Source organism: Nocardia sp. CY15, from assembly GCF_009829295.1.
GTDB lineage: Bacteria > Actinomycetota > Actinomycetes > Mycobacteriales > Mycobacteriaceae > Nocardia > Nocardia sputi.
The window spans coordinates 53,315-67,584 of record NZ_VUOT01000034.1; the positions used below are offsets into that span (position 1 = coordinate 53,315).

A 14,270-nucleotide genomic window follows, 5' to 3' on the forward strand; every position below is an offset into this window, starting at 1 on the left:
CCAGATGATCGCTGGGGGCGGCAGTCTCTCTTTCTGGGTTGTCTTACTTGGAATTCGGCCGTGCCGGAAACACGTCCGGCGCGGGTGGCCGCGGTCCCGCATCGGTGACCGCTGCTGATGCCATGTATTAGCCAGGCTGCCGATCGGTGGCCAGTCGACCGCGCCCATGGAAGGGGCGAGTACGTGCCGAGAAAATCGTTGCACCGCATCGCACTCGGATTCTCGCTATCGATCATCGCAATCCTCTCGCCCGTCGGACCTGCCTGGGCCGATACGGGCAGCGCTTCCGGCAGCGGGCCGGGCAGCGCGTCGTCCGGTTCGGCCTCGGGCAGTGGCGACTCCGGCAGCGCCAGCGGCTCGGCCGCCCTGCCGGTGCCCAGTGTGTTCGGCCTCGGCGCACTGGCCGCGGCGACTACCCAGATCGGCAAGCCCTACGAATGGGGCGGGACCGGCCCCTCCAGCTGGGACTGCTCGGGCTTGGTGCAGTGGGCGTACCGACAGGTCGGCGTGAGCATTCCGCGGACCACCTGGCAGCAGGCGAAGGCGGGCACGCCGGTCCCGCGGGCCTCCCTTTCCCCCGGGGACATCGTCGTGCTGAACAGTGACGGCTCCCATGTCGGCATCTACGCCGGTTTGGGCCAGGTGCTCAACGCCTACGACTGGGGTGTGCCGGTCGGCTACACCCCGCTGGAACAATTCGACATCTACGCCATCCGGCGCTTCTGAGCACCGATCGAGGACCTGCGTCACGAATCGCGGCTTCTGCTTCTGCTGGGAGAAAACGGCCCCGACCAACAGGTGTGGTCGGGGCCGCGATATCGCCCGTCGGCGCCGACCCTGGGCCGGGTGCAGGTTGTTCGGCGGCGTCATGTGCCGCGTGCTGTGGCCGGCTGGGCACAGCGGCTCAGCGCTGTCGGCTGCGGTGCGGGCTGATCAGTTGTCGAGGCCGTCGGCGAGGGTGCGCAGCAACGGTCCGTACTGCGCATGCGCCAGCGCCGAGGCGAATTGCGCCACCAAGTAGTCGGCCGGGTTGCCGGTGTCGTACCACCGGCCGCGGATCACCTGCCCGAAGACCGGGTTGTTCGCCGCGTGCACGTTGATCGCATCGGTGAGATACACCTCGCCGGTGCGGTGCTCGTACCACGCCTCGGTCTGCGTGCGCAGTTCCTCGATGATGCCGGGGGTGACGACGTAGCCGCCGATTGCGGCGAAGGACGACGGCGCGTCCTTCGGCTTAGGCTTCTCCCGCAGCCCGGTGATGCGCAGCAGGCCGTTGCCGTGGTCGTCGGCGACCACCGGCACGCCGTAGCGCTGCGACTCGGACGGGTCCATCGGCATCAGTGCGAGGACGGGGGCTCCGGTGGCCTCATAGGCGTCGATGAGTTGCTGGGCGCGCGGCACCTCGGCGACGAATACGTCGTCCGGCCACAGCACCAGCATCGGCTCGTCGCCGAGATTGCGCGCGGCGTTGAGCACCGGGGTGCCGTTGCCGTAGGGCCCGTGCTGGTCGAGGTAGGTGATGTGGCCGAGCCGGGACAGCTCGCCGACCTCCTCGACCGCGTCGGCGAAGGCGGTCTTGCCGTCCGCGCGCAATTGGGCCACCAGCGCCGGGTTGGGGCGGAAGTGATCCTGGATCAGTGATTTTCCGCCGCTGACCACGATGGTGATGTCGGTGATGCCCGAAGCGACCAGCTCGCGGACGGTGTGCTCGATCACCGGCTTGTCGCCGACCGGCAGCATCTCCTTGGGGATGGCCTTGGTCAGCGGAAGCAGGCGAGAGCCGATACCAGCGGCCGGGATGACGGCCTTGCGGATATTCATGGGTCCGATCATCACATATCGGACCGCGAGTCAGGTTGCGTCCCGGCGGTAGGTCGGCGGGTTATTCGAGACTCTCCAGTACATCGTTCGACGGCGGAAAAGGGCAGATCAAGGCCACCACGGCGGAACGGCGGCCATCCGGAGCCGGTGCCGAGACCGGCAGGCAACCGGCAGCTAGCGCACAGCCATCGCACAGCGTCACCGCTGCCTCCAGGTGTCGGTGGGCGGGCGTACATTGCAGCCGTGCGTACCGAGAAGCCGAGTGTGGAGCGCGCGGCCGCGCCGGCGACCCGGTCCGGGACAACACCCGGCGAAAGCCCGGTGAGTCCGGAGCATCCTCCGGAGCTCGCCGACGCGGACAGCGCCGCCCGGCGTTGGGTGCTGCACATCGACATGGACGCGTTCTTCGCCTCGGTCGAGCAGCTGACCCGGCCGACCTTGCGCGGCAGGCCGGTGCTGGTCGGTGGGACCGGAGGGCGCGGCGTCGTTGCCGGAGCCAGCTACGAGGCGCGGGTGTTCGGCGCGCGGTCGGCGATGCCGATGCACCAGGCGCGCCGGTTGGTCGGCGTCACCGCGGTGGTGGTGCCGCCGCGCGGGGCGGTCTACGGCGTGGTGAGCGGACAGGTCTTCGACGCGCTGCGCAGCCGGATACCGGTGCTGGAGACGTTGTCGTTCGACGAGGCGTTCGGCGAGCCCGCCGAGTTGGCGGGCGCGACGGTGGCCCAGGTGCACGCGTTCTGTGCGGAATTGCGCGCGGTGGTGCGCGAACGGACCGGGTTGACCGCCTCGGTCGGGGCGGGCACCGGGAAACAGCTCGCGAAGATTGCTTCCGGTCTGGCCAAACCCGATGGGATCCGGGTGATCTCGCCGGTCGAGCAACAGCATCTGCTCGCTGGTCTGCCGGTGCGCAAGTTGTGGGGCATCGGTCCGGTCGCGGAGAGCAGATTGCGTTCGCTGGGCATCGAGACCGTGGGCGCCTTCGCCGCCTTGCCGGAATCGGAGGCGATGTCGATTCTCGGCGGCAGCGTGGGCGCGGCGCTGCACCGGCTGGCGCGTGGCATCGATGACCGTCCGGTGGCCGAACGCACCGAGGCGAAGCAGATCAGCGCCGAGACCACCTACGAGACCGACATCGTCAGCCTCGAGCAGCTTCGTCCGGCCATCGAGGACATGGCCGCCGCGGCGCACCGGCGCCTGACCCGGGACGGCCGCGCGGCGCGCACGGTGGTGCTCAAACTGAAGAAGTCCGATATGAGCATCGTCACCCGCTCCTTCACCCTGCCCTACGCCACCGAGGACCTGGCCACCCTCGCCGCCGCCGCCCAGCGTTCGGCGCTCGACCCGCGGGAACTGGGTCCGATCCGCCTCGTCGGGGTCGGCTACGGGGGGCTGTCCACGGTACGTCAGGAGTCGCTGTTCCCCGAGCTCGATCGCGGCCCCGCCGCCGAGATCGCCGTGGCGGAACCGTTGCCCGAGCCGGCACCCCCACCCGCGATCGGCGAGGCAGCGCATACCGCCGCGCCCACCTTGCCCGTCGCCGTCTGGCATCCCGGCATGGACGTGACGCACCCCGAGCACGGCCACGGCTGGGTGCAGGGCGCGGGGCTCGGCGTCGTGACCGTCCGCTTCGAAACCCGTTCCACCGGTCCGGGTCCCGCGCGCACCTTCGCCGCCGACGATGCCGCGCTCACCCGGGCCGATCCGCTGGACAGTCTGCGCTGACGGACCCGGCCGACGCTCGACATCCCCCGGTCGGGCGCGTACGTTCGCTGCCGACCACCTTCGTCGGTCCCGTGTGGACCCGGGCGGCGCCGCCCGGTGCCGGTAGCCTGGGACCTCGTGCAGCGCCGCCGGTTCGGGTGGCGGCTGCCATGGTGGAACAGACACGGACCTCTCGAACGCAAAGGACGAGCAGTTGAAGCTTCGTAAGACTGGACGCACAGCGATCGCCGGGCTGGCCATCGTCGCCGCGCTTGGCCTGACCGCCTGCGGCGACGACAAGGACAGCAAGCCTGCCGCGAAGACGTCGACCAGCGCCAAGGCGTCGGCGACCGCGAGCGCGAACCTGCCTCCGGTCCCGACCCCCGCGGAGCTGAACACCGCCCTCGCCCGCGCGCTCGACCCGACGGTCCCCGCCTCCGAGAAGCTGGACAACGTCCAGGGCGCCGAAGCCGATCCGACGCTGCCGGACCGCCTGTCCCAGGCCGCGGCGGGCGCCGACGTGAAGATCGAGGTCACCGACGTCACCTCGTTCGGCGACAGCGTGAACGCGAAGGCCAAGTTCATCCTGAACGGCCAGGAGAACATCGTCGACGTGCCGTTCGTCGCCGACAACGGCAAGTGGAAGATCCAGAAGGCGTGGGCCTGCACCATGCTGACCAACCTCGGCCAGCAGTCGGCGGCCTGCGCTTAGTCCGCACGATCGAACGGACCGGTCGCCGGGGTTCGCCCCGGCGACCGGCCCGCCTTTTTTTCCCCGGATCCCCCGGCGCGGCAACGTTCGCTCGGCGTCGATACGGTCTGCGTGGCCGGTGCGCCGCGCTTCGTAACCTGCTACAACTTCAGCACCTTCAGGTCGGGCATCGCGTCGTAATCGCCATCCTGGGTCACAATCGGAATATCGTGTGCCAGCGCGGTCGCCGCGATCCAACTGTCGTTGATCGGCACCTTGCGCCCGGCGGCTCGCAGACGCGCGACCAGCAGCGCCCAGTGCTCCGAGACGGCCTCGTCCAGTTCCAGTGGCTGGAACTGTTTCGCGAGCTGGTAGGTCGCCAGCCTGCGGGCCGATACGTCCGGGCTCGCGGCCCGCAGCACACCGAGACGTAGTTCGCCGAGGGTGATGACCGAAACACCCCACTCGTATCCGTCGAATCGTGCCGGGTCGAAACGCTCTGCCTCGAGACCTATGAATATCGAGGTGTCCGCGAGTGCGCGTTCGGCCTTCACCACGGCAAGTCGTCCGTCGTATCGGTCAGCGTCTCACGGAGATCCTGGTGCAGGCCTGTGGTGTCCGGGCCGAGGCGAACCAGTTCGCGAAGGATTTCCGGGGCGGGCACCCACTGTCGACGCCGAGGTAACGGGATGATCTTCGCGACGGGCCGATTGTCCTTGAGGATCTCGATCTCCTCGCCTGCCTCGACGCGGCGCAATACCTCGGCGGTGTGATTTCGCAAGTCGCGAGCGGGTAGCGCAGTCATGCTACAAGCGTAGCATGACTGCTACGTCTGTAGCAGGGCCTCTTCTCACGGCGCGGATCGCGTTTCGTCCGGGTGCGGGCCGGGCTCGGTGGTGACATGGCGCGGTGTGCGTCGCCCGCGCCGCGCGCGGAGCAGCGCGTCGGTGGTGAAGATCGCCAGCGCGGCCCAGATCAGGGCGAAACCGGCCCAGCGGGAGGCAGGCATCGGCTCGTGCGCGACGGCGACGCCCCAGGCCATCTGCAGGGCGGGGGTGAGATATTGCAGCAGGCCCATGGTGGACAGCGGAACCCGCTGGGCGGCGACGGCGAACAGCAACAGCGGCACGAGGGTCACCGGTCCGGTGGCCACCATCAGCGCGGTATGCCCGGCGCCGGTGGTGAATCGGCTGTGCCCGGTGATCACCAAGGCGATCGCGAATGCCAGCGCGAACGGCGCGGCGACGATGCCCTCGGCGGCGATGCCGCGCAGCGCGTCCAGCGGGATGACCTTCTTCACCAGGCCATAGGTGGCGAAGGAACAGGCCAGTGCCAGTGCGATGATCGGCGGTCTGCCGTAGTCCACGGTGAGCACGGCCACCGCGGTCGCGCCGAGCGTCAGGGCGGCCCACTGCGCCCTGCTCAGCCGCTCACGAAAGATCACCACGCCGAACGCGACGGTGACCAAAGGGTTGATGAAGTACCCGAGCGCGCACTCCACGACGTGACCAGAGGTGACGCCGTAGACGTACACACCCCAGTTGACCGCGATCGCGGCGGAGGCGACGCCCGCCAGCCGCCAGACGCGTGCGTCGATGCCGCGCAGCTCGCGCAGCCGCCCGCTCACCGCGAGCACCGCGACCACCACGAGCAGCGTCCAGACGATCCGCTGCGCCAGCACCTCGCCGGGGCTGGCGAACGCCAGCAAACCGAAGAAGGCGGGGAAAAGTCCCCACAAGAAGAACGCGCTCGTGCCGAACGTCACACCGGGGATGGACCTGCTTCGCCGCACGAAGACGAAAGTAGTTGTCACGTAGCCTTGCGGTCATGTCGATTACCGTGCAGGCCCCGGGCGCCACCGGACTCACAGTGGCCGAGGTCGAGCAACGCCGCCGCGACGGTTTGACCAACGACGTCCCGGATCGCGCGGGGCGCTCCGTCCGCGACATCGTGCGCGCCAACGTCTTCACCCGGATCAACGCCATCCTCGGAGTCCTGTTCGTCCTGGTGCTGGCCACCGGCTCGATCATCGACGGCATGTTCGGCCTGCTGATCGTCGCCAACAGCGCGGTCGGCATCATCCAGGAGATCCGCGCGAAACGCACCCTGGACCAACTCGCGATCGTCGGCCAGGCCAAGCCGACCGTCCGCCGCGACGGCACGGCGGTCGAGATCGCACCGCGCGAGGTGGTGCTCGACGACCTGATCGAGCTCGGTCCCGGCGACCAGATCGTCGTGGACGGCACGATCGAGGAGTCCGAACAGCTCGAGGTGGACGAGTCGTTGCTCACCGGCGAGGCCGACCCGATCGACAAGGCGGTCGGCGCGACGGTGATGTCGGGCAGCTACGTGGTGTCCGGGTCCGGCGCCTACCGTGCCACCAAGGTCGGCCGGGACGCCTACGCCGCGCGGCTGGCGGAGGAGGCCAGCAAGTTCACCCTGGTGCACTCCGAGCTGCGCAGCGGTATCGACAAGATCCTGAAGTTCATCACCTACCTGCTCGTTCCCGCGGGCCTGCTGAGCGTCTACAACCAGCTGGTCTCCAGCAAGGAGTCGTGGCGTCCCGCGGTCACCGGCATGGTGGCCGCGTTGGTGCCGATGGTGCCGGAGGGGCTGGTGCTGATGACGTCCATCGCATTCGCGGTCGGCGTGGTGCGGCTGGGCCGGCGCAAGTGCCTGGTCCAGGAACTGCCTGCGATCGAGGGGCTGGCCAGGGTCGACGTGGTGTGCGCGGACAAGACCGGCACGCTGACCGAGATCGGCATGCGGCTGTCGGACATCAAGACGTCGGCGGCCTTCGACGACGGCGAGGTCCGCGCGGTGCTGGCCGCGCTCGCGGCCGACGATCCGCGGCCGAACGCGAGCGTGCAGGCGATCGCCGAGGGGTTGCCGGACGGTCCCGGCTGGCAGCGCACCGCCGTGGCGCCGTTCTCCTCGGCCAAGAAGTGGAGCGGCTGCTCCTACGGCGAGCACGGCGACTGGCTGCTCGGCGCGCCGGACGTGCTGCTCACCCCGGACTCCGCGGAGGCGCGGGTCGCCGAGGAACTCGGCGCTTCCGGTCTGCGCGTGCTGCTGCTGGCTCGTAGCGACCGTCCGGTGGACGCACCCGACGCCCCCGGCCTCGTGCGGCCGGCCGCCCTGGTCGTGCTGGAGCAGAAGATCCGGCCCGACGCCCGCGCCACGCTCGAATACTTCGCGAGCCAGGATGTCGAGATCAAGGTCATCTCCGGCGACAACGCCGTGTCGGTCGGCGCGGTGGCCTCCTCGCTCGACCTGCCGGGCGGCGGCCACCCGATCGACGCGCGGGAGCTACCGCAGGACCGCGACGGCCTGGCCGACGCGCTCGACCACAACACCACCTTCGGCCGGGTCCGTCCCGATCAGAAGCGCGCGATGGTGTCCGCCCTGCAGTCGCGCGGGCACACCGTGGCGATGACCGGCGACGGAGTCAACGACGTTCTGGCGCTGAAGGATTCGGACATCGGCGTGGCCATGGGCTCGGGCAGCCCCGCGACCAGGGCGGTGGCGCAGATCGTCCTGCTGGACAACAAGTTCGCCACGCTGCCCTATGTGGTCGGCGAGGGGCGGCGGGTCATCGGCAACATCGAGCGGGTTTCCAATCTGTTTCTCACCAAGACCGTCTATTCCGTGCTGCTGGCCTTCTTGATCGGGGTCGCCGGAGTCGGCTCGCAGATCTTCGGCTATGAGCCCATCGGCTATCCGTTCCTGCCGCGCCACGTCACGATCGCGGCCTGGTTCACCATCGGCATTCCGGCGTTCATCCTCTCGCTCGCGCCCAACAACGAGCGTGCCCGCACCGGCTTCGTCGGGCGTGTCATGCGTTTGGCCATCCCGTCGGGCGTCGTGATCGGCGTGGCCACCTTCGTCGCGTACCTGATCGCCTACGCCGGGCCGCAGGCCACCGAGCAGCAGAAGGTCCAGGCGGGCACCACCGCGCTCATCACGCTGATCATGATCGCGGTGTGGGTGCTGGCCATCGTCGCGCGGCCGTACGTCTGGTGGAAGGTGGTGCTGATCGCGGTGTCGGTGGGCGCGTACGTCGTCCTGTTCACCGTTCCGTTCACCCGCGAGTTCTTCAAACTCGATCCCTCCGACGCCGCGCTCACCGGTGCGGCGGTGATCTGCGGCCTGGTCGGCATTGTGCTGGTCGAGGCAGCCTGGTGGGTGAGCGCGGTGCTGCTCGGTGACAAGCGGCAACTGCTGCCCAGCTCACCCGGCGGCGCCGCCTGACAGACTGGACGCCTGACTAGCCGCGCCACGAGAAGCCTTGTGCGAAGCGGCCATTCAGAGTTGGAGTACCTTCTGGAGACTATGGAGGTACTGCTGCACCAGATCGACGCGTTCGCCGACGCACCGTTCTCGGGCAACCCGGCCGCGGTGATGCCGCTCCCGTCGTGGCTGCCGGATGCGTTGCTGCAACAGCTGGCCGAGGAGAACAACCTCGCCGAGACGGCGTTCTACACTTCGCGCTTACCTCCGGAGGCGGGCGCGCCGCCGGGCGAGTGGCCCGCTTTCCATCTCCGGTGGTTCACGCCGAGAACGGAGGTCGCCCTGTGCGGGCACGCCACCCTGGCCAGCGCCGCGCAGATCCTGGCCGACATCCATCCCGGCGAGGATCGGGTGAGCTTCTACACGCTCAGCGGCTGGTTGCACGTCGACCGCACCGACGACGACGAGTTCGTCCTCGATCTGCCGGTCGTGCCGAGCATTCCGGTACAGCCTGATCCAGCGCTCGTCGCGGCGCTGGGAGTGCGTCCGGTGCGCGCGTATTCCGGCACCGACGAGGTGATCGTCGTGGCGACCGAGCAGGAAGTGCGCGATGCCGCGCCCGTGCTGTCGGCGTTCCCCGCGCTGCCGCGCGGCGCGATCGTCACCGCACCCGGTGACTCGGTGGATTTCGTCTCCCGTTTCTTCGCTCCGGCGGTGGGGGTCCTGGAGGATCCGGTGACCGGTTCGGCGCACGCTCAGCTGGTCCCGTTGTGGAGCGAGCGGCTCGGCCGCACGGAGTTGCACGCCAGGCAGCTCTCGCGCCGCGGCGGAAGCTTGCGCTGCGAACTGGCGGGCGACCGCGTGGTGCTGTTCGGGCGATGCCGCCGCTATCTCGACGGAGTGGTCACCCTGCCGGACTGAGCTGCCCGGCGCGCCCGGACCGCTCACGGTTGGGGGACGGGTCCGTCGTCGGGGCCGGGCAGGACGACGTCGCGGTAGTCGGGCAGCAGCGGGGCCACCGCGAAGCTCCCCGCCACCGCGTCCGCGGGCAGGGCCTGGACGGCGCGAACGCCGTTGCGGCCGGCCAGCTCCCGCAATCGCGCCGAGGGACCACGGACGACGAGCCCGACGACGCAGGCGCAGCCCTCCCGCAGTCGCGCGGCCGAGAAGGCGATCACGCGGGCGGAGCGGTCGTCCATGGGGCGGGGGAGCAACCAAGCCGCGTAGTGGGCCGAATCCACCGCCGCGTCAACGCCTTCCGGTACGGGTACGGTCACCAGCGGCGTTTGCACGCGTGGAACAGGTACCCGGTAGAGCACTCGAGAGACGCGCATACCGCCGCTGTAGGCGGGAATCTGCTCGGGAAGCGCGGGTTCGGTGAACGACACCAACGCCCAGTGCTGTCCCTCGCCGCCCGCGTGCAACGAATCACGGGAACGGGCGAGGTAATCCGCGACCTGCTCGCCCTGGTCGGGCCCGAGCCGGTCGGTGGACACCGCGGCGCGGTACGGCGGACGCAGCGCGCCGAGTGCGAAGACCAGCGCGATCAGCGCGACCGCCGCCGCGGCGAGGGCGGCCCCACGCCACGGCGACAGCCGGCGATCAGGCATCGCGCAGGACGTCCAGGGCGTGTTTCAGGTCGTCCGGGTACTCGCTGGTGATCTCCAGGTAGCGGCCGTCGGCCGGATGCTGGAAGCCCAGCGACCGGGCATGCAGCCACTGTCGTTGGAGCCCGAGCCGCTCGGCGAGGCGCGGGTCCGCGCCGTAGGTCAGATCGCCGCAGCAGGGGTGCCGGATCGCGGAGAAATGCACCCGGATCTGATGGGTGCGGCCGGTCTCCAGGTGGATGTCCAGCAGGCTCGCCGATTGGAACGCCTCGACGGTGTCGTAGTGGGTGATGCTCGGTCGCCCGTCCGCGGTGACGGCGAACTTCCAGTCGTTGCCCCTGGCCCGGCCGATCGGGGCATCGATGGTGCCGCTGCTCGGGTCCGGATGCCCCTGCACCAGAGCGTGATACCGCTTGTCGACGGTGCGCTGCTTGAACGCGCGCTTGAGCACCGTGTACGCGTGCTCGGACTGCGCGACCACCATGACACCGGAGGTGCCGACATCGAGGCGGTGCACGATGCCCTGCCGCTCGTGGGCGCCAGAGGTGGAGATGCGGTATCCCGCCGCGGCGAGCCCGCCCACGACGGTCGGCCCGCTCCAGCCGACACCGGTGTGCGCGGCCACGCCGACCGGCTTGTCGACCGCGACGATGTCGTCGTCGGCGTAGAGGATCTTCATGCCCTCGACGGGTTCGGCCTCAATGGTCAGCTCGCGTTTCGGCTCGGGGAAGATCACCTCGAGCCAGGCCCCCGCAGTGAGCCGGTCGGACTTGCCCGCGGCGATGCCGTCGAGTTGTACCGAGCCCTCCTCGGTGAGCGCGGCCACCGCGGTGCGCGACAGGCCGAGCAGCCGGGCCAGGCCCGCGTCGACGCGCATGCCGTCGAGCCCGTCGGGGACGGGCATGGTCCTGGTCTCCCTCATGCCGCGCTGCCCTCGCTCGCGCTGTCGGGCTTGCCGTGGCCGACCCGGGTGCCGTTCGGTTCGTAGCCGAACACGGTGAGCACCACCAGCAGGATCGCCCCGCAGACGATGGCCGAGTCCGCGACGTTGAACACCGGCCACCAGCTGACCGCCACGAAATCCACCACGTGGCCTTGCAGCGGGCCGGGGGCGCGGAACAGCCGGTCCATCAGATTGCCGAGCGCCCCGCCGAGCACCATGCCCAGTCCGATCGTCCACGCCAGTGAGCGCAGGGTGCGGCCGATGCGCACGACGCCGACGACGACGGCGGCGGCGACCAGCGTCAGCAACCAGGTCATACCGGTGGCCATGGAGAACGCCGCGCCCGGATTACGCACCAGGCTCAGGCGCGCGAAGTCACCGACGATCGACACCGGATCGCCCGGCGTCAGATTCGCGACCGCGATGGTCTTGGTGAGCAGATCCAGGCCGAGCACGACGGCGGCGAGGACGAGCAGCGTGCGCAGGCGCTGCGGCGGGGCCGACGAGGTCGTCGGATCGGAGGTGTGCGCTGGGATGTCCTCGGGCGGCCGGTCGTCACTCACACGCACCATCATCTCTCGAGCGCGATCACGCTCGGTGCGCGCGTCCGATTGCCCCGGCCGGAGCGGCCGTCGGCGCCGGCCCGGCACGCCGACCGGCGCACGGGCCGGATGTCCCAGCTGACACTCAGGAAGCGGTCGTACCCTGATGCACGTGACGGTGTTGTCTTCCCCCCACCTTCCGCGGATCGCGCGCTCGGGCGTGCTGCTCATGGTGCTCGCGGTCGGGCTCTCGGCCTTCGGTGTCGGTTGCGGCGACGGCGCCGAGTCGCGCGGCGAGTCCGACGGCACGGAGCCGCTGGGACTCGGCAAGGAAGTCACCGTGCCGATCGCGGCCGCGGTGACCACGGTCGAATCGGTCGGCGCCGAGCCGCGGTCGCTGCTGCGGCCGGAGTATCCGGCGGGCACCGTGCAGCGGGTCACCCTCTACACCGCGCACCACATCGAACAGCAGATCGATCACCAGCCCAAGCGCGACTTCTCCACCCCGGCGCTGACCATTCCGATGACCGCGCAGACCACCGCGGAAGGGATAGATCTGACCCTCGGCACGGTCACCTCGCCCGACCCGGCGCTGGCCAAGGCGCTCACCAAGATCGGCGGCTCGCACGCGGGCTTCGACCTCAGCGATCTCGGCGCGATCACCGCCCTGCGGCTCGAGCCGGCGCCGGACGCGTCCAACACCGCCCGCGCCGCCCTCGAGCAGGCGTTCTACCAGGCGGTCTACCGGTCGATCGCGTTTCCCGACCAGCCCGTCGGCGAGGGCGCGGTCTGGACGGTGCGCCAAGAGGTCACCGGCGGCGTCCTGTTGGACCAGGTGACCACCGCGACGCTGAGCAAGCGCGAAGGAGACCGGCTCACCATCGAACTGCACGTGACCCAGAAGCCGAAGTCACCGGTGTGGAACCTGCCGAACAACGCGGGCACCCTGGACATCCAGGACTACGTCATGCAGGGCGCGGGCACCATCACGGTGGATCTCGGATTGCCGTTGCCGGTGGCCGGGTCCATCACCGTCGGCGGTCACCAGGCCTATCGCGATCCGAACAGCGACAGCACGCTGCGGCAGACGATCGATACGCAGGTGTCGTGGACCGAATGATCCGTGCGGCCGGCCTGCCGATCGCGGCGGCGTCCGTCGCTCTCGCCGCGGGCTGCGGGTCCTCCGATAGTGCTGTCCCCGGACTCCCGGAACTGCCGCCGCTGGGCCCGGCGGTGGCCGCGGCGCCCGTGACGGCCGGCCCTGAGACCGACTCCGGCCGGTTGGGCGCCCAGCTGCTCGGCGAGGCGAACCTGCCGTCCGGCTTCACCGCCCTGCCGCCGCGCGCCGACACGGGGATCGCACCGTCCGGCGCGTCCGCGACCAATCCGCCGGAATGCGCGAAAGTCCTGACTCCGATCGGCGCGCAACACGCCGGCGCCCTCGCCCAGGCGTCCACGCAATACGCCGGTCCGAATTTCTCCAGCATCGATATCGACGCGGCGAGTTATCCGCACGACGCGCTCGGCGGCGCGTTCTCGGCCGTGCAGGAGACGCTGCGCCGGTGCGTGCGCTATTCCGGCGCCGACGCCACCGATATCCCGGTGGATTACCGGATCGGCGGGCTCGCCCAGCCCGCCGAGGGCCAAGCCGCCACAGCCTTCCAGGTGCGCGCCACCAGCGACGGTCTCACCCTCGGCTCGTCCGTCGCGATCGTTCAGGTCGGAAGCACGTTGGTGCAGGTCGCGGTGACCGCGCCGGAGTCGGTGGACCCCGGTGTGCTCAGTGCGCTCACCGCGGCGCAGGTGCGTCGGCTACAGGGTGTCGCAGGCCCCTGATTTCCGACGATCCGGCCAATCGCGCCGGTGGCGGGAATAGGCTCGGCATGGTCCGACACAATGCCTCGACCGGAGGTTGATCATGTCCGATGTCAAACCCGTTCCCGATGGATATCCGGTGGTCTCGCCGGGGCTGGCGATCGACGGCGCGGCGGCGGCGATCGAGTTCTACAAGAGCATCTTCGGGGCCACCGAGCGCATGCGCATGCCCGGCCCGGACGGCAAGATCGCGCATTGCGAGCTGATGTTCGGTAATTCCGTCGTCATGCTCGGCGATCCGGCCCCTGATATGGATTTCCTCGATCCGAAGACGGTCGGCGGCACCCCCGTCAACCTGTATGTGTACGTCGAGGACGCCGACGCCGCCTTCGCCGCCGCACTGGCCGCGGGCGCCAAGGAGCTCACGCCGATGACCACGCAGTTCTACGGTGACCGCAGCGGCTCGTTCGAGGATCCGTGGGGGCACCGGTGGACCGTGGCCACCCACGTGGAGGACGTGCCGCCCGACGAGATGGACCGCCGGATGGCGGAGATGTTCGGCGGCTCCTGAGCGAGGCCGACCGGCTCATCCGGCGACAACCGAATCATCGTTCACGAACCCTGCTCGGTGCGAGAGTGGTTCGGGGGCGGGGCTGTCTGCCATCCGGCGGTTCGATCGGCACTGCGGCCTGTGCGCGACGGCCTGGCGAAGTCGGAGTAGTGCGCCAGCGGCGGACCCGGACCCCCTCATCACTTGTGGCCGGGTCCGCCGCTCTCATAGTTACCCGCGGGCGATCGCTTCGAAGACGCTCGGGTCGACGAGGGTGGAGGTGTCGCCGAGTTCGCGTCCTTCGGCGACGTCTCGCAGGAGGCGGCGCATGATTTTGCCGCTGCGGGTTTTGGGGAGTTCGGGGACGATG

Annotated in this window: 15 protein-coding genes; 8 read left to right on the forward strand and 7 right to left on the reverse strand. The window is 69.8% G+C overall.

Translation table 11 applies throughout. The annotated features are described in order from the left end of the window. Positions 1-183: 183 nt before the first annotated feature. Complete coding sequence (locus tag GVY39_RS28100; RefSeq protein WP_223517202.1) at positions 184-726, forward strand: NlpC/P60 family protein; 543 nt, start codon at positions 184-186, stop codon at positions 724-726. 207 nt (positions 727-933) lie between these two features. On the opposite strand, the gene GVY39_RS28105 is transcribed toward GVY39_RS28100, so the two are convergent. Then, complete coding sequence (locus tag GVY39_RS28105; RefSeq protein ID WP_201295378.1) at positions 934-1,821, reverse strand: UTP--glucose-1-phosphate uridylyltransferase; 888 nt, start codon at positions 1,819-1,821, stop codon at positions 934-936. A gap of 393 nt (positions 1,822-2,214) precedes the next feature. Here GVY39_RS28105 and GVY39_RS28110 point away from each other — a divergent pair, with 393 nt between their 5' ends. Then, complete coding sequence (locus GVY39_RS28110) at positions 2,215-3,543, forward strand: DNA polymerase IV (protein WP_236565715.1); 1,329 nt, start codon at positions 2,215-2,217, stop codon at positions 3,541-3,543. Between the two features lie 193 nt (positions 3,544-3,736). After that, positions 3,737-4,234 (forward strand): hypothetical protein, encoded by a 498-nt coding sequence (locus tag GVY39_RS28115; protein WP_159929799.1) that lies wholly within the window; start codon positions 3,737-3,739, stop codon positions 4,232-4,234. Positions 4,235-4,374: 140 nt separating this feature from the next. Here the strand turns inward: GVY39_RS28115 and GVY39_RS28120 are convergent, their stop codons facing one another. The 3 genes from GVY39_RS28120 to rarD are packed head-to-tail and all read right to left on the reverse strand — an operon-like array spanning position 4,375 to position 6,005. Beyond that, positions 4,375-4,767: a type II toxin-antitoxin system VapC family toxin gene (locus GVY39_RS28120; RefSeq protein WP_159929849.1), complete on the reverse strand. Its 393-nt coding sequence runs from the start codon at positions 4,765-4,767 to the stop codon at positions 4,375-4,377. Then, positions 4,764-5,018, reverse strand: a complete 255-nt coding sequence (locus GVY39_RS28125; protein ID WP_159929801.1) for a type II toxin-antitoxin system Phd/YefM family antitoxin — start codon at positions 5,016-5,018, stop codon at positions 4,764-4,766. The genes GVY39_RS28120 and GVY39_RS28125 overlap by 4 nt, the downstream gene beginning before the upstream one ends. 45 nt (positions 5,019-5,063) lie before the next feature. After that, positions 5,064-6,005, reverse strand: coding sequence for an EamA family transporter RarD (gene rarD / locus GVY39_RS28130; protein ID WP_159929803.1), 942 nt, complete (start codon positions 6,003-6,005; stop codon positions 5,064-5,066). 35 nt (positions 6,006-6,040) lie between these two features. On the opposite strand from rarD, the gene GVY39_RS28135 reads away from it, so the two are divergent. After that, entirely contained in the window at positions 6,041-8,464 is a 2,424-nt protein-coding gene (locus GVY39_RS28135) for an HAD-IC family P-type ATPase (RefSeq protein ID WP_159929805.1), read from the forward strand. An 81-nt stretch (positions 8,465-8,545) separates the two neighbouring features. Then, on the forward strand, positions 8,546-9,364 hold the full coding sequence (locus GVY39_RS28140) for a PhzF family phenazine biosynthesis protein (protein ID WP_159929807.1): 819 nt from the start codon (positions 8,546-8,548) through the stop codon (positions 9,362-9,364). Positions 9,365-9,387: 23 nt separating this feature from the next. Here GVY39_RS28140 and GVY39_RS28145 read toward each other — a convergent pair whose 3' ends face one another. Genes GVY39_RS28145 through lspA form a run of 3 tightly spaced genes read right to left on the reverse strand, consistent with a single transcriptional unit; the run spans position 9,388 to position 11,568 of the window. Further along, positions 9,388-10,053, reverse strand: coding sequence for a hypothetical protein (locus GVY39_RS28145; protein ID WP_159929809.1), 666 nt, complete (start codon positions 10,051-10,053; stop codon positions 9,388-9,390). Then, positions 10,046-10,972 carry an RluA family pseudouridine synthase gene (locus tag GVY39_RS28150; RefSeq protein ID WP_159929811.1) on the reverse strand — a complete coding sequence of 309 codons (927 nt, stop codon included), beginning with the start codon at positions 10,970-10,972 and terminating at the stop codon, positions 10,046-10,048. Before GVY39_RS28150 ends, GVY39_RS28145 begins: the two co-directional genes overlap by 8 nt. Further along, positions 10,969-11,568 carry a signal peptidase II gene (gene lspA / locus GVY39_RS28155; protein ID WP_159929813.1) on the reverse strand — a complete coding sequence of 200 codons (600 nt, stop codon included), beginning with the start codon at positions 11,566-11,568 and terminating at the stop codon, positions 10,969-10,971. Before lspA ends, GVY39_RS28150 begins: the two co-directional genes overlap by 4 nt. Before the next feature lie 133 nt (positions 11,569-11,701). Here lspA and GVY39_RS28160 point away from each other — a divergent pair, with 133 nt between their 5' ends. The 3 genes from GVY39_RS28160 (at position 11,702) to GVY39_RS28170 (ending at position 13,921) form a co-directional block, all read left to right on the forward strand. Beyond that, the gene (locus GVY39_RS28160) at positions 11,702-12,655 is read left to right on the forward strand and encodes a hypothetical protein (RefSeq protein WP_159929815.1); all 954 of its coding nucleotides are present in this window, start codon (positions 11,702-11,704) and stop codon (positions 12,653-12,655) included. Beyond that, complete coding sequence (locus GVY39_RS28165) at positions 12,652-13,371, forward strand: sensor domain-containing protein (RefSeq protein ID WP_159929851.1); 720 nt, start codon at positions 12,652-12,654, stop codon at positions 13,369-13,371. Before GVY39_RS28160 ends, GVY39_RS28165 begins: the two co-directional genes overlap by 4 nt. 82 nt (positions 13,372-13,453) lie before the next feature. After that, positions 13,454-13,921, forward strand: coding sequence for a VOC family protein (locus GVY39_RS28170; protein ID WP_159929817.1), 468 nt, complete (start codon positions 13,454-13,456; stop codon positions 13,919-13,921). Positions 13,922-14,270: the final 349 nt, after the last annotated feature.